The 19,796-nt window shown below is 42.7% G+C and carries 15 protein-coding genes and 1 rRNA gene; all 16 read left to right on the forward strand.

The genetic code is table 11. The features are described from left to right. The first annotated feature begins 28 nt into the window (after window positions 1-28). The 16 genes from rbfA (at window position 29) to GDK41_RS04520 (ending at window position 19,765) form a co-directional block, all read left to right on the forward strand. Window positions 29-451 (forward strand): 30S ribosome-binding factor RbfA, encoded by a 423-nt coding sequence (rbfA, locus tag GDK41_RS04445; RefSeq protein WP_152085279.1) that lies wholly within the window; start codon window positions 29-31, stop codon window positions 449-451. Further along, window positions 451-1,386 (forward strand): tRNA pseudouridine(55) synthase TruB, encoded by a 936-nt coding sequence (gene truB / locus GDK41_RS04450; protein WP_152085280.1) that lies wholly within the window; start codon window positions 451-453, stop codon window positions 1,384-1,386. The genes rbfA and truB overlap by 1 nt, the downstream gene beginning before the upstream one ends. Before the next feature lie 109 nt (window positions 1,387-1,495). Beyond that, entirely contained in the window at window positions 1,496-1,765 is a 270-nt protein-coding gene (gene rpsO / locus GDK41_RS04455) for a 30S ribosomal protein S15 (RefSeq protein ID WP_010385052.1), read from the forward strand. Between the two features lie 222 nt (window positions 1,766-1,987). Continuing rightward, window positions 1,988-4,114 carry a polyribonucleotide nucleotidyltransferase gene (gene pnp, locus GDK41_RS04460; protein WP_152085281.1) on the forward strand — a complete coding sequence of 709 codons (2,127 nt, stop codon included), beginning with the start codon at window positions 1,988-1,990 and terminating at the stop codon, window positions 4,112-4,114. A 104-nt stretch (window positions 4,115-4,218) separates the two neighbouring features. After that, a complete protein-coding gene (gene nlpI / locus GDK41_RS04465) occupies window positions 4,219-5,097 on the forward strand; it encodes a lipoprotein NlpI (protein ID WP_152085282.1) in 879 nt (292 codons plus the stop codon). Between the two features lie 28 nt (window positions 5,098-5,125). Then, window positions 5,126-6,262: a hypothetical protein gene (locus GDK41_RS04470; protein ID WP_152085283.1), complete on the forward strand. Its 1,137-nt coding sequence runs from the start codon at window positions 5,126-5,128 to the stop codon at window positions 6,260-6,262. Window positions 6,263-6,469: 207 nt separating this feature from the next. After that, window positions 6,470-9,262 (forward strand): monovalent cation/H+ antiporter subunit A, encoded by a 2,793-nt coding sequence (locus GDK41_RS04475; protein WP_152085284.1) that lies wholly within the window; start codon window positions 6,470-6,472, stop codon window positions 9,260-9,262. Then, a complete protein-coding gene (locus tag GDK41_RS04480) occupies window positions 9,262-9,612 on the forward strand; it encodes a Na+/H+ antiporter subunit C (RefSeq protein ID WP_152085285.1) in 351 nt (116 codons plus the stop codon). The genes GDK41_RS04475 and GDK41_RS04480 overlap by 1 nt, the downstream gene beginning before the upstream one ends. Further along, complete coding sequence (locus GDK41_RS04485; RefSeq protein ID WP_152085286.1) at window positions 9,609-11,129, forward strand: monovalent cation/H+ antiporter subunit D; 1,521 nt, start codon at window positions 9,609-9,611, stop codon at window positions 11,127-11,129. Before GDK41_RS04480 ends, GDK41_RS04485 begins: the two co-directional genes overlap by 4 nt. Beyond that, complete coding sequence (locus GDK41_RS04490; RefSeq protein ID WP_152085287.1) at window positions 11,129-11,665, forward strand: Na+/H+ antiporter subunit E; 537 nt, start codon at window positions 11,129-11,131, stop codon at window positions 11,663-11,665. The genes GDK41_RS04485 and GDK41_RS04490 overlap by 1 nt, the downstream gene beginning before the upstream one ends. Further along, window positions 11,659-11,928, forward strand: a complete 270-nt coding sequence (locus GDK41_RS04495) for a K+/H+ antiporter subunit F (protein ID WP_152085288.1) — start codon at window positions 11,659-11,661, stop codon at window positions 11,926-11,928. Before GDK41_RS04490 ends, GDK41_RS04495 begins: the two co-directional genes overlap by 7 nt. A gap of 8 nt (window positions 11,929-11,936) precedes the next feature. Beyond that, window positions 11,937-12,269 (forward strand): Na+/H+ antiporter subunit G, encoded by a 333-nt coding sequence (locus GDK41_RS04500; RefSeq protein WP_152085289.1) that lies wholly within the window; start codon window positions 11,937-11,939, stop codon window positions 12,267-12,269. Window positions 12,270-12,533: 264 nt separating this feature from the next. Continuing rightward, window positions 12,534-14,636, forward strand: coding sequence for a methyl-accepting chemotaxis protein (locus GDK41_RS04505; RefSeq protein WP_152085290.1), 2,103 nt, complete (start codon window positions 12,534-12,536; stop codon window positions 14,634-14,636). 119 nt (window positions 14,637-14,755) lie between these two features. After that, window positions 14,756-16,678: a DNA topoisomerase III gene (locus tag GDK41_RS04510; protein ID WP_152085291.1), complete on the forward strand. Its 1,923-nt coding sequence runs from the start codon at window positions 14,756-14,758 to the stop codon at window positions 16,676-16,678. A gap of 65 nt (window positions 16,679-16,743) precedes the next feature. Further along, on the forward strand, window positions 16,744-17,601 hold the full coding sequence (locus tag GDK41_RS04515; protein ID WP_152085292.1) for a tetratricopeptide repeat protein: 858 nt from the start codon (window positions 16,744-16,746) through the stop codon (window positions 17,599-17,601). 631 nt (window positions 17,602-18,232) lie between these two features. After that, a 16S ribosomal RNA gene (locus tag GDK41_RS04520) occupies window positions 18,233-19,765 on the forward strand. Window positions 19,766-19,796: the final 31 nt, after the last annotated feature.

Genomic DNA, 19,796 nt, shown 5'->3' on the forward strand with positions numbered 1-19,796 from the left:
CAATAAGTTAATTTTATAAGTGGTGAAAATGAGAGAATTTTCTCGCACAGACAGAGTGGCTCAGCAAATTCAAAAAGAAATTGCAGTCATTCTACAACGTGAAATTAAAGACCCCCGTTTGGGCTTTGTAACGGTGTCGGCTGTGGAAGTGTCTAGAGATCTGTCGTATGCAAAAATCTTTATTACGGTTTTAAATACCACAGATGAGGATAAGACTAAGCAAAGTGTTGCTATTTTAAATGATGCAACGGGCTATATCCGCTCCGTATTAGGCAAGCGTATTCGTGCCCGCATTATGCCTGAGTTGCGCTTTGTAGTAGATAACTCGTTGCTCGAAGGTATGCGTATTTCAAACTTGGTTGACTCCGTGATCCGAGAAGACAACCAAAAGCGTGGCCCTGAATCATCAGAGGATGCTTCAGAGGATCCATCTGGAGATGAGCAAAAGTAATGGCTAGACGTTCAAAAGGCCGTCCAGTCGATGGTATTGTGCTGCTGCACAAGCCACAAGGGATCTCGTCAAATAAGGCGTTGCAACAAGCAAAAGGTATATATTTTGCACAAAAAGCTGGGCATACCGGCGCGCTTGACCCACTGGCCACTGGTATGTTGCCAATTTGTTTTGGGGAAGCGACCAAGTTTACCCAGTTTTTGTTAGACACGGATAAAACTTACGTTGTCCGTGCCAAACTAGGCGAGCGCACAACGACTTCTGACTCAGACGGTGAAGTAGTTGAAACCAGAGAAGTCTCTATCGACAGGGATACATTACAACACGCGGTCAACAGCTTTTTAGGTGAATCTGATCAGTATCCTTCGATGTATTCGGCGTTAAAATATCAAGGTCAGCCTTTATATAAGTATGCGCGTGAAGGCATTGAAGTACCGCGCAAATGCCGGAAAATTAACGTTTATAGCCTAACGCTTGACGAATATGATGCGCAAAATGAAGAAATTCAAATGACGGCACATGTGTCAAAAGGCACCTATATCCGTACAATCGTTGATGATCTTGGCGAGAAGCTTGGTTGTGGTGCGCACGTTATTATGTTGCACCGCTCAAAGGTTGGCCATTACCCAAGTGAAAAAATGGTGACAATAGAGCAGCTTGAAGAAAAGCTTCAGCAAGCAAAGTCAGAAGGTGTTGAGCCATCAACATATTTGGATGAGCTGCTGTTGCCAATGGATACCGCTTTAGTGGATTTACCTATTGTGGAGATATCACAAGAGCAAGGCAAGGCATTCAGTCATGGTCAGGTTGTGGTATGTGGTGAAGTACCAGACGGTATTATCAAGGTGGTGGCTGATGGTCAGTTTATTGGCATTGGTGAGCGTAACGCTGATGGCCATTTAAAGGCTAAACGGGCTTTATCGAGTAATCAATAAGTTTTAGTGGCGTTGAATAGGACTTGCTGGTACAATTCGCGCCTCTTACTCGCTTTGGCTGAATTAGTGATCGGCTAAAGCACAATTTAAATTCTATTTTGGAGTTATTATGTCACTAAGCAATCAAGAAAAAGCAGAAATCGTAGCAAAATTCGCACGTGCTGAAGGCGACACTGGTTCACCAGAAGTTCAAGTTGCACTTTTAACTGCTGACATCAACAAGTTACAAGGTCACTTTGCTAACCACAAGCATGACTTCCACTCACGTCGTGGTCTTCTTCGCAAAGTTAGCCAACGTCGTAACTTACTTGATTACCTTAAAGGTAAGAGCGTTGAGCGTTACTCAGCACTAATCAAAGAGCTTGGCCTACGTCGCTAATCATTTGATTACTTGTTGGCTTTTTAGTCAACATCAAAAAAGGGGCTTAATCGCCCCTTTTTTTGTGGCTTATGTCCAAGTATACTAAGTTACTTCGACATAGGGTCGAAATTGCGCCGACATCATTTGCCAATTGTAGTGCTTAAGTGGATTGATGAGTCTACTTAAGACTGTAATTGGTAGTTGTTGGCGTTTATATTTGTTTTATTGAAGGAAATATTTGTGCAAGCAATTATTAAAGAATTTCAACTAGGTCAACATACAGTGACTCTAGAAACAGGTGCTATCGCACGTCAAGCAGACGGCGCAGTACTAGCAAGCATTGGCGATACTTCAGTTTTAGTAACTGTTGTAGGTAAGCGTGATGCTCAACCAGGTCAAGATTTCTTCCCATTAACGGTTAACTACCAAGAGCGTATGTACGCTGCAGGTCGTATTCCGGGTGGTTTCTTAAAGCGTGAAGGTCGTCCAAACGACGGTGAAACACTGATTGCGCGTCTTATTGACCGTCCTATTCGTCCTTTATTCCCAGATGGTTTCGTAAACGAAGTACAAGTTATCGCCACCGTGGTTTCAGTTAACCCTGAAATTCAGCCAGACATGGTTGCTATGATTGGTACTTCTGCGGCGTTAGCTATTTCAGGTATTCCATTTAATGGTCCAATTGGCGCAGCACGCGTAGGTTATATCGATGGTCAGTACGTACTTAACCCAACGCTAAAAGAGCTTGAAGAAAGTAAGCTTGACCTAGTTGTAGCGGGTACAGAAAACGCGGTATTAATGGTTGAGTCAGAAGCAGACATTCTATCTGAAGAAGAAATGCTAGGTGCGGTTGTATACGGTCACGAGCAATCTCAAGCTATTATCAAAGCGATAACTGAGTTTAAGGCTGAGGCCGGTAAACCAACTTGGGACTGGGCAGCGCCTGAGAAGAATGTTTCATTAGCAGACAAAATTGCTGAATTGGCATCTGAAAAAGTAGGTGAAGCTTACCGTATTACTGATAAAGTAGCGCGTAAGGAAGCTCTAACGGTTGCTAAAGAAGCGGTTGTTGCGGCTTTAACGGCTGAGCTTGCTGAAGGCGAAGAGTTAGATACGCAAGAAGTTTCAAAACTGTTTGGTTCATTAGAGAAGAAAATTGTTCGCGGCCGTATTATTGCGGGTGAGAAGCGTATCGATGGTCGTGAACCTGATATGGTTCGTGCGCTAGACGTAATGACAGGTGTGTTACCTCGTACTCACGGCTCAGCTATTTTCACACGTGGTGAGACTCAGGCGTTAGTAACAGCGACGCTAGGTACTGAGCGTGACTCACAGCTGATTGATGACTTAACTGGTACCCATAAAAACCACTTCATGTTGAACTACAACTTCCCTCCGTTCTGCGTAGGTGAAACTGGTTTCATCGGTTCTCCAAAGCGTCGTGAGATCGGTCACGGCAACTTAGCTAAGCGTGGTGTTCAAGCGGTATTACCAACCCTTGAAGAATTCCCATACTCAGTACGTGTCGTGTCTGAAATCACAGAATCAAATGGTTCATCTTCAATGGCATCAGTATGTGGTTCATCACTTGCGCTAATGAACGCTGGTGTACCAATCAAGGCATCTGTTGCTGGTATCGCGATGGGTCTTGTTAAAGAAGATGAAAACTTCGTTGTCCTATCAGATATTTTAGGTGATGAAGATCACTTAGGCGACATGGACTTTAAAGTTGCTGGTACGAGTGCGGGTGTTACAGCCCTTCAGATGGACATTAAGATCGAAGGTATCAACAAAGAGATCATGCAAATCGCACTTAAACAAGCTAAAGCAGCGCGTTTGCACATTCTATCTGTAATGGATGAAGCGATTTCAGCACCTTCTGAAGAGTTATCTGAGTTTGCACCTCGTATTTACACGATGAGCATTCCACCGAAGAAAATCGCAGAAGTTATCGGTAAAGGTGGCGCAACTATTCGTCAGCTAACTGAAGAAACTGGCACGACGATTGAAATTGAAGACGACGGTACTATCAAGATTGCTGCAACTGACGGCATGAGTGCTAAAGATGCTATCTCACGCATCGAGGCATTAACTGCTGAGCTTGAAGTTGGCACTATTTACAACGGTAAAGTTGTACGTATCGTTGACTTTGGTGCATTCGTAAACGTGTTACCAGGCAAAGATGGTCTTGTTCACATTTCTCAGATCAGTGCAGAGCGCGTTAACAACGTGACAGACCACTTATCTGTAGGACAAGAAGTAAAAGTAAAAGTACTTGAAGTTGACCGTCAAGGACGTGTACGTTTGAGTATTAAAGAAGCACAAGAGCAACCTGCAGACAAAGCGCCTGAAGCGCCAGCAGAGTAACCTTGTGTAAATAACTAAGTTAGTAACGAAAAGGGGCTGTATGGCCCCTTTTTTTGTGTTTTAATGGCCGTAACTGTGCAAGTTATGCAACTACTAGGAAGGATATGAAGTTAACATCCCTATTTATTTTACCGCTTGTGCTCTTAGGATTGACTGGCTGCCAAACGAGTCCTAGCAACAGTACTCAGCACGTTGTGAATGTGCCATTAAGTGTGCCTTTGGCCGCTAATTTTAGAAATGAAATTGCAATAGCGCGTTATTCTGAACTATTAAATGCCAGTGATTTACAAACAGAGCAAAAAGCGCAGTTATATTATAACCGAGGTATGTTATACGATAGCTTAGGCTTGAGCACACTAGCTCGCATTGATTTCAATCGTGCCGTGAAGATGAAACCTGATCTTGCTGAGGTGTATAACTTTTTGGGGATCCATCACACACTTTCCCAAGAATACGGACAAGCTTATGAGATGTTCGATACTGTATTGGAGCTGGATGAACAGCATGAATATGCTTATTTAAACCGAGGTATAGCGCTTTATTATGGTGAGCGCCCCCGTTTAGCAACTCAGGATTTAACTGCCTTTTTAGCGCGTTCACCTCAAGATGCTTATCGTGTGATGTGGCTATATCTAGCTCAAGTTCAGGTGAACCCAGAACAAGCGTTTGTGCAGCTAAAAGAAAACAGCAGTGCTTTGGATAAAGAGGAGTGGGCCAGTCAGCTAGTGCAACTCTATCTAGGGGAAATGAGCGAAGCGCAGTTCTTAGCGCAACTGGGGGAGGGAATTTCCAACCAGCAAGAGTATGCACAAAGGTTATGTGAAGCATACTTTTACCTTGCAAAGCGCTATCAGGCACGAGGTGAGACACAAGTTGCTATCGATTTTTTCAAGCTGGTGTTAGCAACCAATGTATATGAATTTGTTGAGCACAAATATGCGCGCTTAGAACTGGACTTACTCGCGACTGATGAGCCTGGTTAAAAACCTAGTAATACTAAGTTTATTGCTGATGGTGGTAAAAAGTCACCATCAACCTTATGCTCATGCTTCACTCGAGCAAAATGCGCTACTACTCCAAACTCCACAAGTTTATTATCAACTAGAGTCTCAGATCGAGTTATCAGCGCTTCCGGTTCATGTTATAAAAGCCCTTTTGGCATTAGATGTAAATGAGGTTAAGTTCGAATGGGCTATCCGGCTCGCGCAGCAATCGCGCTTTAAAGCGAGCAGATTGTACTGGTTGAAATACTATAATAAAGCGACAGCGCAGCAGCGTGAGCGTTTGAAAAAAGTATTTGTTGAACAGGAGGCTTTTAGCGAGCTCGAAAGGCTAAAAAACCAGTTTACATTAAAAGAGCCGTTGTATACGTTATTAGCCAGTGAACATGGCGCTCTCCCCTCTATGCTATCTCATCGTTCTCTAGCAACGTGGAACTTACCTATTTTATCTTCTCCTCAGTCTTTTTCTGAGCAATGTAAAAATAGCATTTTGTTGGTAAGTGATCATTATCGAGGAATGAAAAAACTAAATGCATTAAAAGCGCAGTATCTTAAAAAGCCAGAGCCCCAAGCCTATAGCTATTGTTTCACCGAGGTTTTTTATATTGGTAATATTATGATGTGTAAAGGTGAGCAGAACCAGTTTGCAAAGTGCAATGCTGAGTATTTTATAGCGCAATATGAAGGCTTTTTGGACAATATTGATTACCTTATTATGATGACTAAAAGTGGCCTTGCTAATGTAAGTAACGGCATGATGACGTTGACCTCGAGCAGTGATTATCAGGTATTTTTGCATGAACTAATGCATTTTAGTGGCTTTGAAGATGAGTATGCAGTTGCACCGAGCAAAGCTCGTTGGTTATGCAGTATTGCAGGTCAACATGCACCTAACCTAGTTGTTTCAAAACATTCACCAGAACAGGGGTGGTACAAAAGTAATACTTGTAAAAATGGGGCTTTACAAGCCTTCAAGCCAAGTAAAAACTGGAGCATTATGCAGTTTCAAGAGCGCCCCTTATCGCATAAATATCGACAACTTTGGCAAAATGCTATTAACTCAAAGCGTTACCAGTTACCAACATTTTCAAGTTGGAAAACTAGTTTAAAGAAAGCTGCGTTGAACGAGCGTGCAAGCGAGATATGAATTTAATCTGAATTGTTTGTTAAAGTTGTCTAAAATGACATCAGCTAGTCTGTATAACTATAGACAACTCAAACACTAATGCAGTATAACTGGGAAAGTTTTGTGTGCTCAAAGCATGTAATTTAGAATCACTAAAACATTGTTAGAGTACGCTCATGCTCAGTGTATGTCGTGCGCTTACGACGCTGAAACAAAAAGGTTTAATCTATGACTTTGCTTTGGATACCCTTGCTATCCTTTATCGGCAGTATTTTTTCTTCACTATTGGGTAAGTTATCACGCAATAAATCAACTGCGTTGACCTTAATTGCCCCATTTGCTGCGCTGATTTTGGCCATACATTTATCTCCGGCAGTGTTTGCAGGGGATACATTAAGAGAGAGTACTACCTGGATCCCGCTTTTGGGAATTGAAATAGCCTTTCGTTTAGATGGGCTCGCGTTGCTGTTTGTGTTTATGATACTGGGTATTGGCATACTCGTTATCTTTTATGCTCGCTATTATTTAAGCGAGAAAGATTCAATGCCTAAACTTTACTCCTACTTGATGCTATTTATGACGGCAATGCTCGGTATTGTTATGTCGAATAATGTCTTGCAACTATGGGTGTTTTGGGAACTGACCAGTATTAGTTCATTTCTACTTATTAGCTATTGGGGCCATAAATCTGAGGCGCGAAAAGGTGCTCGTATGGCTTTAGCCGTCACAGGTGGTGGTGGTTTAGCGCTATTAGCCGGTTTATTAATGCTAGGTAATGTGGTTGGCAGTTATGACCTAGACGTAATCCTACAGAGCAAAGCTTTGATCCAGGCACACGCTCTGTACGAAGTAATTTTAGTGTTGATTTTGTTGGGAGCGTTTACAAAGTCAGCTCAATTTCCATTTCATTTTTGGCTCCCTCACGCGATGGCGGCCCCCACTCCTGTAAGTGCTTATTTACACTCAGCCACAATGGTAAAGGCGGGGATATTCTTACTTGCACGTTTTTATCCCGCGTTAGCTGGCACCGATTTGTGGTTCGTGATGGTTGGTTTAACCGGCTTAACAACATTGTTGTTTGCAGCTTATGTTGCGTTGTTTAAACATGATCTTAAAGGGCTTCTAGCTTATTCAACCATTAGTCATCTAGGCTTAATCACGTTATTGCTTGGGCTTGATACTGAGCTTGCCACTGTGGCCGCTATTTTTCATATTATCAATCACGCTACATTTAAAGCATCGCTATTCATGGCGACGGGTATAATTGATCATGAAACTGGCACCAGAGATATGCGAAAGCTAAACGGTATGTGGCGTTTTATGCCTTATACCGCAACTCTTGCAATGGTTGCTGCTGCGGCAATGGCAGGAGTACCATTACTAAATGGGTTCTTATCAAAAGAAATGTTTTTTGCTGAAACATTATATCAGCAGTTATTAGGTTCTATGTCTTGGTTGATCCCGGTACTGGCGACAGTTGCGGGGGCATTTTCAGTGGCCTACTCAGCTCGCTTTATTCATGATGTGTTTTTCAATGGCGATCCGATTGGATTACCAAGAGAGCCGCATGAGCCACCAAGATACATGCGAGTTCCAATCGAAATCCTGGTAGCAATTTGTTTGTTAGTAGGGATGTTTCCAGATTTAATCATAGACGGGATACTGAATGTGGCATCTGCGGCAGTACTGGGGTCGTCGCCACCTGATTTTAAAATATCGATATGGCATGGCTTTAATTTACCACTGCTTATGAGCGGCATTGCAGTGTGTGGCGGCCTATTTATTTACACGCAACGTCGTTATTTGTTCCAGTTCCAGGCTTCATTGCCGCCATTTAATGCTAAAAAAGTATTTGATAACAGTGTTTATGGCATTGTGAAGTGGAGTCAGCGCAAAGTTACGGCGATAGAGAATGGCTCCTTGCAACGCTATCTCATGCTAATGTTTGTTGTTGTATTGATCAGTGCCGGTTGGCCACTGTTTGAAATGGCGCAATTAGTAGGAGGTAAAAAACCAACAGAGATCGACATTCATAATGGAATCGGCGCTGTGTTATTGATGATTGGCGCGATCGGCACAGTTATCTGGCACCATGTGCGTATGGTCTCACTATTGATGGTTTCGGTTGTTGGACTTATGGTATCCGTTGCCTTTACGCGTTTCTCAGCACCTGACTTAGCGCTAACTCAGCTTACAGTTGAAGTGGTCACCATCATTTTACTCATGCTGGCGTTATTTTTCTTACCGCAAAGAACGCCAAAAGAGTCGAGTTCTATTCGAGTTCTTCGTGATATTGGTATTTCCTCTGCTATTGGTGTAGTTGTGGGTAGTATCTGCTACGCAATGATAACGAGACCATTAGACTCAATTTCAGAGTTCTTTGTTGCTAATGCAAAGGTTGGGGGAGGCGGCACCAATGTGGTTAACGTTATTTTGGTTGATTTTCGTGGTTTTGATACGCTAGGAGAAATCACTGTATTGGGTATTGCTGCCTTAGGCATTTATAAGTTACTCATTAATTTACCATTATTTATGCCTGCAAGTGACAGTGAAGGTCGGCCTTGGGCCAAAGAGCGTTATCCATTACTGCTCGCTAGTATTTCTCAAAGTTTGCTACCACTTGCGTTACTGGTATCGTTTTATATTTTCTTACGCGGACATAACCTGCCCGGTGGTGGTTTTATCGCGGGCCTCATTACCGCAATCGCCTTTATCTTGCAGTATATTGCGCATGGCTCTCACTGGATAGCCGAGCGCTTAACAATTAATTATCGCAAAATCATTGCTTCAGGCATTGCTATAGCGCTACTCACAGGCGTCGGAAGCTGGGTATTTGAACGGCCATTTTTAACGTCATGGTTTGACTATTTTGACATCCCACTGGTGGGTAAGATAGAACTGGCAAGTGCATTGGTATTTGATTTAGGTGTTTATATTACCGTTGTAGGAGCCACCTTAATGATATTAGCGAGTTTGGGTAAAGTAACCGCAGATGCGCCAAAAGAAGAGGTAAACTTTTAATGGAATTACTATATGCATCTTGTGTTGGGCTATTAGTGACTTGTGGCGTGTTTTTAATTTTACGCGCGCGCACCTTTCCCGTGGTGCTTGGTTTAACCATGTTATCTTATGCGGTTAACCTATTTTTATTCTCCTCAGGGCGTTTAGCGTTAAACAAAGCTGCCGTACTTGGCTATTCAAGTGAATACGCAGATCCATTGCCTCAGGCATTAGTACTTACTGCGATAGTGATTGGGTTTGCGATGACTGCATTTGTAGTGATATTAGCTATACGCGGTCGAGCTGACTTAGGTAACGACCATGTGAATGGGCAAGAAACAATAAGAAACGACAAAAAGGGTAAAGCATGATCCAGCATTTGACTTCTTTACCAATTCTTCTGCCAATGTTAGCAGGGGTTATTTTACTCATGCCTCCATGTGGTAAGAGCTTGCCGATCAGAAGAGTTGCGTCTGTAATTTTTTCATCCATTACCTTAATCGCATCGCTTGCCTTATTGGCAAACGTTAAGTCCAATGGAACGCAAGTTTATGCTATAGGCGACTGGTCAGCGCCATTTGGTATTGTAATGGTCGCTGATCCACTATCAGTATTACTCGTGAGTCTTACTGCATTTTTGGGATTAGCTTGTGCACTTTACGCCTGTGCGGGTGATGATGCTAAAGGGGCATTTTTTCACCCATTGTTGCACTTTTTGATTTTAGGTGTAAATGGTGCCTTTTTAACAGGGGATATGTTTAACCTCTTTGTATTTTTTGAAGTGCTATTGATAGCGTCATACTCATTATTAATGCACGGTGGTGATAAGCATAATACGCGTGCAGCTTTGCAATACGTTATTATGAACTTAGTAGGGTCGGCAATTTTCTTGATTGCATTAGGCACTCTGTATGGCGTGCTAGGAACACTTAACATGGCTGATATGGCAAATAAAGTGACGACCTTGCAAGGTGATGACATATATTTAGCAAAGATAGGTGGATTATTATTACTGGTTGTGTTTGCTCTAAAAGGGGCACTGTTACCACTACATTTATGGTTACCTAATACATATGCGACCGCGATGCCTGTTGTTGCCGCATTATTTGCCATCATGACTAAGGTGGGCGTTTATTCAATGATGCGCGTCTATACTTTAGTGTTTGGAGAACATGCTGGTGAGTTAAGTTTAATGGCTCAAGGTTGGCTCTGGTGGCTTGCCATAGCAACAATTATAGCTGGCTCAATTGGGGTGTTAGCAAGTCAAGATTTACGTAAGCTTACTGCTAACTTAGTGATTGTATCGGTAGGTACACTGGTCGCTCTTGTGGCCGTGCAATCAATTCAAGCAAGTGCCGCGGCGATATATTATCTCGTTCATTCGACCTTGGTAAGTGCTGCGTTATTTTTATTAGCTGATCTTATTGCACGGCAAAGGGGAAAAGTGAGTGATAGGATCACAGCTGGGCGGCCTGTTGCTCAACCGCTTTTATTAGGCGGGGGCTTTTTAGTTGCTGCTGTTACAGTTATCGGCATGCCGCCATTGTCTGGCTTTGTTGCTAAAATATGGCTACTGCGGGCAACTTTTGAAACTGAGCACGCTCTGGTGTTTTGGCCTGTATACCTACTCGCAAGCTTAGCTGTTCTGTTGTCTGTTTCAAAAACGGGTAGTACGCTGTTTTGGCACCACACAACCGCCAAAACCGCTGATGTATCAGAGCAAAATTTAGCACACCCAGCACAGTACTGCGCTTTAATCATGTTGTTACTTGCGTCGCCTGTGATGGTTGTGTTTGCCGGGCCTCTCAGTGAATATGCTTTAATGACCGCAACTGAGTTGCACAATTTCGCAAACAACCTCAGTGTAATTCTAGAAGGAGGACAGTAATGCGGTTAGATGCTCGTTTTGCTTGGCTACCTACGCCATTTAGAAGCCTTTTGCTATTTTGTGTTTGGCTGTTGCTCAATAATAGTTTGTCTGCGGGACATATTCTGCTTGGACTTATATTGGCGATTGTGATCCCGTTAGCTACTCAACCATTTCGCACGAAACAACCACTCATATTAAAACCTGGTCTCGCTGTGCGGCATTTATTTTTGGTTTTATACGACATTATTACCGCGAACGTTCAAGTGGCTTTATTAATATTAGGCCCTACTAAAAGGCTAAACCCTGGTTTTATAAAAGTACCTTTAGACTTGTCGCATAGTATGCCCATCACTATCTTAGCCAGTACAGTTTCTTTGACGCCCGGAACTGTAAGTGCTGAGGTTTATCCGTGGAGAGAATCTTTACCTGATGGAGACAAGCCAGAAAAACGTTACTTACTGATACACGTACTCAACCTAGAAGATGAAGCTCAGCTAATTAAAACCATAAAACAACGATATGAAGCACCGCTTAAGGAGATTTTTGAATGTTAGAGACAGTAATTCTCATTGTATTTGCAATGATTGGTCTGTCATTGATGCTCAACCTATGGCGTTTAGTCGTGGGTCCATCGGTGCCTGATCGTATTTTGGCTCTTGATACCATGTACATTAATAGTATCGCCTTGATCATTCTATATGGAATGAGTATGGGAACAGGGTTATATTTCGAAGCAGCGCTGCTGATCGCAATGTTAGGTTTTGTAAGTACAGTTGCGGTATGTAAATACTTACTACGTGGCGATATCATTGAGTAGGAGGCTGTATGTCTGAATGGGTAATTTCAATATTATTATTAATTGGTGGTTTTTTTGTACTCGTAGGGTCTATTGGCTTGGTAAAAATGCCAGATTTTTTTATGCGTTTACATGGGCCCACTAAGGCAACTACTCTGGGTATGGCCAGCTTGTTGACTGCGGCTATGATTTACTTTAGTCAATTACAAGATGGGATCAGTGCTAAAGAGATACTTATTTCAATTTTCCTGCTTTTGACCGCGCCAATCAGTGGTTACATGCTCATCAAGTCTGCTATTCATCACAAACTAAAAAGTATTGAGCGTACTTCTGGAAAAGATAACATTGAAGATGATGTTTAACATTGCAAAGTAGAATAAAAAGGCACAACAACAAGTCGTGCCTTTTTTGCTTTTATCGAAAGCACACGGTTGAACATTCGCTATCTTTATGTTGTGCTGTCTAATATATACAATCAGCGTGTTGTTTAATAAGCAGATGCTATTCAAGCTAGGTAAGGGTGATCTTGCATTATCTGAGGCAAATGTTTTGCTATGACAAACTTGCCCTGTTCTACCTAGAGCATTTAGATCAAGCTGTTTGTTTTCATTTTTACAAGGAAACTCATGAATCATACATCTATAAAAAGCAAGCTACTTGTGTTTGTCGGTGTTTTAGTTACCACGTTGGTCATGCTGCTTACACTATATATGTGGCTAAATTTAGGTGCCCAAAATGAAAAGCAAAATAGACAAGTGCAACGTGCAATATATGATGAGGCGCAACGAAGTTTAACTGCTCAAGGTAACTTTTATGCTCAGCGTATCGCAGGCTTTGTTAATGAAGCATACCGAGTGCCTTATACATTTGCGGGGGTTTTAAACGATAGCGCACAATCTCAGCCTCTGCCGCGTGAAGTTGTGCAAAAAGCAGTTGCTGGTGCTTTGAAGCAAAACCAATTTGTTTCTTCTATGTATGCCCAGTTTGAGGCAAATGGATATGATAACCTAGATAACCAGTACAGTACTGGAGCAAGTCATTCAGTCGCCAAAGATGGAACTTTAGAGATTTACTTTACCCGAGATTCTGCTGGTGTTACCCAACAAACAGTAGCTTCAGCTGCAGATAAGTATTTGGACTCTAGAAACGAGTTTGGGCTGAGAGAAGCTGAATGGTATTTATGCGCACGTGATAAAAATTCGCCCTGCATCATGGAGCCATACTTATATGATGGGACGTTAATGACTTCATTAACAGTACCAGTGCAAGCGAGTGGACGGTTTGTGGGTTTGGTTGGTGTAGATGTTAACCTGCCGATTTTCCAGCAGCAAGTAGAAGAGCTATCAGGCTCTCTTTATCAAGGTGCGGCTAAGGTAACACTGCTTAGTGAATTGGGTCTCGTTGTTGGTGCTAGCCACTATGATAAGTTAGCAAGACCACTCAAAGAGTCAATGCCACAGGCGCGTGCTCAAAAACTAATGGGACTGCACAATTCTGAAGATCCTATTGAAATTGGCGATGATATAGCAGTAGCCGTTCCAATTAAGATTAAGTTGGCAAATACTACTTGGTCATTGTTAATAGAAGTGCCAAAGGAAGTGGTACTTGAGCGTGCAACGTCTTTGGCTACTGAGCTTGAAGAATCAGCTGACTCGCTGAGTCAAACTATGTTAGTGGTTGGTGTTATCATTGCGGCTATCGGTATTTTAGTCGCAATGATATTAATCAATACAATTATTAAACCGTTGACACATATTCAGCAGCGAATAGAAAACCTAGCAAGTAGTGAGGGCGATTTAACTCATGAGCTAGAGGTTAGTCGTCACGGTGAGTTGATAGCGTTGGCGAATGGGTTTAACTCATTTACCTACAAGCTTCGTAATATGATTGATGATCTTAAAAAACTTGCGGAGCAATCTTATCAACAGTCATTTGAAACGACCGAGTTGGCCATAAATATTAAAAACAAAGTGGCAAACCAACATAATGAGATTGATAGCGTTGTGGCAGCCATCAATGAGCTAAGTGCAACTGCATCCGAAGTTGCCCGCTCCTCAGAACAAGCTGCGCAAAGCGTTAACGAAGCTGCTAATCAAGTACAAATGAGTGAGTCTAGTATTGTAAAAACCACAGAGACGGTACAGGCAATGGCGTCTCAAGTGTCAGATGCAAAGCACGCAATCACAAAAGTAGTAGAGCGAAGCGCAGATATCTCACAGATATTAGACGTGATCAGAGCAATCGCTGAGCAGACTAATTTACTGGCACTTAATGCTGCCATTGAAGCTGCAAGAGCCGGAGAGCAAGGTCGTGGTTTCGCAGTGGTTGCTGATGAGGTAAGAGCGTTGGCTTCTAAGACACATGACTCAACTAATGACATTAGTAAGTTGATAGATAACTTAACGCATGAAGTTCATCAATCAGAGAACATTATAGAGAGTTCAGTTGCTCAAGGTGAACAAGCTGTCTCTTATTGTAAGGAGTCTGCAGATGCGATGGGAAGCATGGTAGCGATGTTGTCGAATATCTCAAATGAAGTAACTCAAATAGCAACAGCGGCAGAGGAGCAAAGTGTTGTAACTGAAGAAATTAATACTAACACAACAGGGATTGCTGATGCTGCAGTGGAGCTTTCGCAATTAGCAGATCAAGTAGAACAGGCTGCGAGTAAGATGACCCAAATTGTTGAGCAAAAGCATACGCAATTAAATCTTCTCAAAACCAGATAAATCAGACACTGCGTGCCTATGAGAGACGCAGTGCCGTTGTGCTTATACATACTGGCATTATTGAACGGTATAATTTATGATAACTGTTTATTCATACAGTTATTGGGCTCGATTTATCCATGAAACTTTATATCGCTGAAAAACCTTCTTTGGGTAGGGCAATTGCAGATGCTTTACCCAAGCCACACAAAAAGCAAGACGGCTTTATCGAGGTAGGTGATGGCAGTATTGTTTCTTGGTGTATAGGACATTTACTGGAGCAAGCCGAACCAGAAGATTATGATCCGAAATATAAAAAATGGCAGTTTCAAGACCTACCAATTGTGCCTGATACTTGGCAATTCAAAGCAAAGACTAAAACTAAAAAGCAACTTGGTGTACTCAAAAAGTTAATTAAACGTGCAAGCACGATTGTTCACGCTGGCGACCCCGACAGAGAAGGGCAGTTGCTCGTCGATGAAGTACTCCAGCATGTTGGTTTAACAAACGCACAAAAACAGAACGTCCAGAGATTATTAATAAGTGACCTTAACGTGAACGCGGTAAAGCGTGCCATGACAGGAATACAGTCTAATCAGTCATTTGTACCTTTGAGTGTGTCAGCTCTTGCTAGAGCGAGAGCTGATTGGTTGTATGGTATGAATCTCACCCGGGCATATACGTTAGCAGGACAAAAAACAGGCTATCAAGGTGTGTTATCGGTGGGAAGAGTGCAAACGCCAGTATTAGGGCTTGTGGTTAAAAGAGACAAAGAAATAGCAGGGTTTATCTCAAAGCCTTTTTACGAAGTCTCGGCGCATCTAATCACTGACAAGAATGAGCCTCTAATGGCTAAGTGGCAACCTAGTGACGCTTGCAGCCCATATATGGATGATGAAAAGCGGGTGTTAGTTAAAGGGCTGGCTGAAAATGTAGCTTCAAGAATAACAGGGCAGCCAGCTGAAGTTGTTAAATTAACTAAAAAACCAAAAAAACAGTTTGCGCCTCTACCTTATAATTTGTCTGCGCTGCAAATAGATGCGAATAAACGTTTTGGTATGTCGGCAAAGCAGGTGCTAGACGTATGCCAAAGTCTTTACGAAAAACATAAGTTGATCACTTATCCACGCTCTGATAATCGTTATTTGCCAAGCGCGCATTATCACGAAAAAGAACAAGTACTATCGGCTGTGGAAAATAATCAGGGATGTGAAAAAAACCAACTGAATAATGCTGATTTGTCGATTAAGTCTAAATGTTGGAACGATAATAAAGTTGCTGCACATCATGCGATAATCCCGACGAGTAAAAAATTAAAATCGGCTCAACTTGGACACAACGAGCAACAGGTTTATCAACTCATTTGTACAATGTATCTTGCCCAGTTTTACCCAGCATATACTTATAATGAAACGGTGGCTGAAATTTTGATTTCTGGCGGGCTGTTTATTGCTAAAGCTAAACAAGTAACCAATGAAGGGTTTAAAACATTGTTTGGAAGGAAAAGGCTAAGTGATGAGCAAGAGTCCGTTTTTTTGCCCCCCTTAGCTGAAGGTCAGCCATTACTTTGCCAGGATGCACAAGTACAAGAAAAGCATACACAGCCACCTCAATACTACACCGATGCGTCATTGCTGGCAGCGATGACAGGTATCAGCAGATATGTAAAAGACGTACAAATAAAAAAAATTCTAAAAGAGACTGACGGATTAGGAACAGAAGCAACCCGCGCAGGGATCATTGAATTGCTTTTTAAGCGTGGCTTTTTAAAGCGTGAAGGTAAACTAATAAAAAGCAGTGATATTGGGCAAGCGATGATTAATATGCTACCCGAAGCCTTGACCTTACCTGATAGAACCGCATTATGGGAATCGCATTTAGCCAAAATAGCGAATAAAGAGTGTAACTATCAAAACTTTATGGAGCCACTTATTGTTCAAATTGGAGAAGTTATCTCAACAGCGAACATAACACAAGGTATCAGTTTCAAAGGGCTCTCAAAGCCACGAAACAAACCTCGTTTCAAAAAACGTAGGAAAAATATCACGAAGACACAAAATTGAACTTGTAATTAGTGTCTTTGCCTCAATATAAAACTAAAACCAGCAAACAGATATTTAAGCAGAGTATGAGTAACCAAATTCAATTAACGAGCGAAAACATACAGCAAGTGCTCGCAGAGCAGAACCAAGATAAACTAATTTTGCTTACTTTTTTTAGTGCGCAAAATCCTGACTGCATGGCGCAAGCAGATATACTGAAAAGTTTAGCTTCTAGCTATGAGTCGCATATTTTGGTAGCAACTGTAGATTGTGATATGCAGCAAGCTCTAGCGTCGCAACTCGCTCAGCAAATAGGTTTGCAAGCATTGCCAACCCTAGTCTTACTCAAAAATGGTGCGCCGGTTGATATGTTGCCAGGCGCTCAAAGTGAAGATGATATAAAAAAGGCGTTAGCTGAGCACTTACCAAAGCCAGAAATATTGCTTCTAGATCAAGCTAAACAAGCGCTTGCAGATGAAGATTTGAACACAGCGTTTGCTTTTGCAAAGCAAGCATATGATATCGATGCTAATAACACGCGAGTCAAGCTCGTATTGGCCAATATATGTATTCAGATCCAAAAGTTGGATGATGCACAAGCCCTCTTAGACTCAGTAACAGAGACAGAGCAAGATGCATATTTCCAAAATCTACATGCAAAGTTAGAACAAGCAAAGCAGGCTCAAGAGTCTCCAGAAATAAAAATGCTTAGTGCAGCGTTAGAATCAGAACCAGAAAATGATGATATAAAACTGAAGTTGGCAAATGTGCTTGCAGAGGCAGGCAAGAAAGAAGAAGCGCTAGCGCTTTTGTTGAGTATTCTGAAAAGAGATATGAACTTCATGTCTGCTAAGCAGGACTTTTTAGAAATAATATCGTCACTGCCAAGTGGTGATACTTTAGCTGTTTCTTACAGACGGAAACTATACAGTCTTCTGTACTAATCAAAATATGTAAAAGTACACTCAAATGATAGCAGTGTACTTTTTTCAAAAATAATTTGCATCTTGGTATATTTCAACAATACTTAATTCCCCGCTGGATAAAAGTCATACAAAAGAAACTTTGTAGATACTATTAAACGTTCATTTTTAGGTGCTTTTGTGTGTTTCTTATCCGAAGTGTGTTTTTTTTTCAAGTTTTAGTAAAAAAACGCTTGCGGAAATATTTTGGCTGCCTATAATGCGCACCCACTGACACGGAGCGCTGAGCAACTTAAGCAAAGCAACAACGGGTTAGAGTCGAGTAAAACTTAATTTTAAAACTTAAAATTAAGTGTTGACAAAAAAATGGGAATGCTTAGAATGCACACCCCTCGAGACGCTAAAGTGTTTCGAAACGTTCTTTAAAAATATGAAGCAATCATCTGTGTGGGCACTCGTACAGATTGAGTTCTAACAGCAGAACTACCTCGGTAGGGACGCAAACAAATTTAGAGTCTCAATTGAACTGAGTGACCAACGGAAACAAGTTTACTTGTTTCAACACAGTCAATTCGATTTCTTAGGAAATCAAAATCAGAATTCAATGAGCACGAAACTTAGTTCCATTGCGAACGCGTTTCAAAAAAACTTTTAATTGAAGAGTTTGATCATGGCTCAGATTGAACGCTGGCGGCAGGCCTAACACATGCAAGTCGAGCGGTAACATTTCTAGCTTGCTAGAAGATGACGAGCGGCGGACGGGTGAGTAATGCTTGGGAACATGCCTTGAGGTGGGGGACAACCGTTGGAAACGACGGCTAATACCGCATGATGTCTACGGACCAAAGGGGGCTTCGGCTCTCGCCTTTAGATTGGCCCAAGTGGGATTAGCTAGTTGGTGAGGTAATGGCTCACCAAGGCGACGATCCCTAGCTGGTTTGAGAGGATGATCAGCCACACTGGAACTGAGACACGGTCCAGACTCCTACGGGAGGCAGCAGTGGGGAATATTGCACAATGGGCGCAAGCCTGATGCAGCCATGCCGCGTGTGTGAAGAAGGCCTTCGGGTTGTAAAGCACTTTCAGTCAGGAGGAAAGGTTAGTAGTTAATACCTGCTAGCTGTGACGTTACTGACAGAAGAAGCACCGGCTAACTCCGTGCCAGCAGCCGCGGTAATACGGAGGGTGCGAGCGTTAATCGGAATTACTGGGCGTAAAGCGTACGCAGGCGGTTTGTTAAGCGAGATGTGAAAGCCCCGGGCTTAACCTGGGAACTGCATTTCGAACTGGCAAACTAGAGTGTGATAGAGGGTGGTAGAATTTCAGGTGTAGCGGTGAAATGCGTAGAGATCTGAAGGAATACCGATGGCGAAGGCAGCCACCTGGGTCAACACTGACGCTCATGTACGAAAGCGTGGGGAGCAAACAGGATTAGATACCCTGGTAGTCCACGCCGTAAACGATGTCTACTAGAAGCTGGGGTCCTCGGACAACTTTTTCAAAGCTAACGCATTAAGTAGACCGCCTGGGGAGTACGGCCGCAAGGTTAAAACTCAAATGAATTGACGGGGGCCCGCACAAGCGGTGGAGCATGTGGTTTAATTCGATGCAACGCGAAGAACCTTACCTACACTTGACATACAGAGAACTTTCCAGAGATGGATTGGTGCCTTCGGGAACTCTGATACAGGTGCTGCATGGCTGTCGTCAGCTCGTGTTGTGAGATGTTGGGTTAAGTCCCGCAACGAGCGCAACCCCTATCCTTAGTTGCCAGCGATTCGGTCGGGAACTCTAAGGAGACTGCCGGTGATAAACCGGAGGAAGGTGGGGACGACGTCAAGTCATCATGGCCCTTACGTGTAGGGCTACACACGTGCTACAATGGCGTATACAGAGTGCTGCGAACTTGCGAGAGTAAGCGAATCACTTAAAGTACGTCGTAGTCCGGATTGGAGTCTGCAACTCGACTCCATGAAGTCGGAATCGCTAGTAATCGCGGATCAGAATGCCGCGGTGAATACGTTCCCGGGCCTTGTACACACCGCCCGTCACACCATGGGAGTGGGTTGCTCCAGAAGTGGATAGTCTAACCTTCGGGAGGACGTTCACCACGGAGTGATTCATGACTGGGGTGAAGTCGTAACAAGGTAGCCCTAGGGGAACCTGGGGCTGGATCACCTCCTTATACGATTTAGAACTTATTTGTTCGAAGTGTC

Source organism: Pseudoalteromonas sp. A25 (assembly GCF_009176705.1).
In the GTDB taxonomy this organism is placed as follows: domain Bacteria; phylum Pseudomonadota; class Gammaproteobacteria; order Enterobacterales; family Alteromonadaceae; genus Pseudoalteromonas.

Coding starts and splice junctions, on each gene's coding strand:
- nlpI (WP_152085282.1), top strand. CDS start 4,219: ATGAAGTTAACATCCCTATTTATTTTACCGCTTGTGCTCTTAGGATTG.
- GDK41_RS04490 (WP_152085287.1), top strand. CDS start 11,129: ATGCGGTTAGATGCTCGTTTTGCTTGGCTACCTACGCCATTTAGAAGC.
- truB (WP_152085280.1), top strand. CDS start 451: ATGGCTAGACGTTCAAAAGGCCGTCCAGTCGATGGTATTGTGCTGCTG.
- rpsO (WP_010385052.1), top strand. CDS start 1,496: ATGTCACTAAGCAATCAAGAAAAAGCAGAAATCGTAGCAAAATTCGCA.
- GDK41_RS04500 (WP_152085289.1), top strand. CDS start 11,937: ATGTCTGAATGGGTAATTTCAATATTATTATTAATTGGTGGTTTTTTT.
- rbfA (WP_152085279.1), top strand. CDS start 29: ATGAGAGAATTTTCTCGCACAGACAGAGTGGCTCAGCAAATTCAAAAA.
- GDK41_RS04515 (WP_152085292.1), top strand. CDS start 16,744: ATGAGTAACCAAATTCAATTAACGAGCGAAAACATACAGCAAGTGCTC.
- GDK41_RS04495 (WP_152085288.1), top strand. CDS start 11,659: ATGTTAGAGACAGTAATTCTCATTGTATTTGCAATGATTGGTCTGTCA.
- GDK41_RS04480 (WP_152085285.1), top strand. CDS start 9,262: ATGGAATTACTATATGCATCTTGTGTTGGGCTATTAGTGACTTGTGGC.
- GDK41_RS04505 (WP_152085290.1), top strand. CDS start 12,534: ATGAATCATACATCTATAAAAAGCAAGCTACTTGTGTTTGTCGGTGTT.
- GDK41_RS04475 (WP_152085284.1), top strand. CDS start 6,470: ATGACTTTGCTTTGGATACCCTTGCTATCCTTTATCGGCAGTATTTTT.
- GDK41_RS04510 (WP_152085291.1), top strand. CDS start 14,756: ATGAAACTTTATATCGCTGAAAAACCTTCTTTGGGTAGGGCAATTGCA.
- GDK41_RS04485 (WP_152085286.1), top strand. CDS start 9,609: ATGATCCAGCATTTGACTTCTTTACCAATTCTTCTGCCAATGTTAGCA.
- GDK41_RS04470 (WP_152085283.1), top strand. CDS start 5,126: ATGGTGGTAAAAAGTCACCATCAACCTTATGCTCATGCTTCACTCGAG.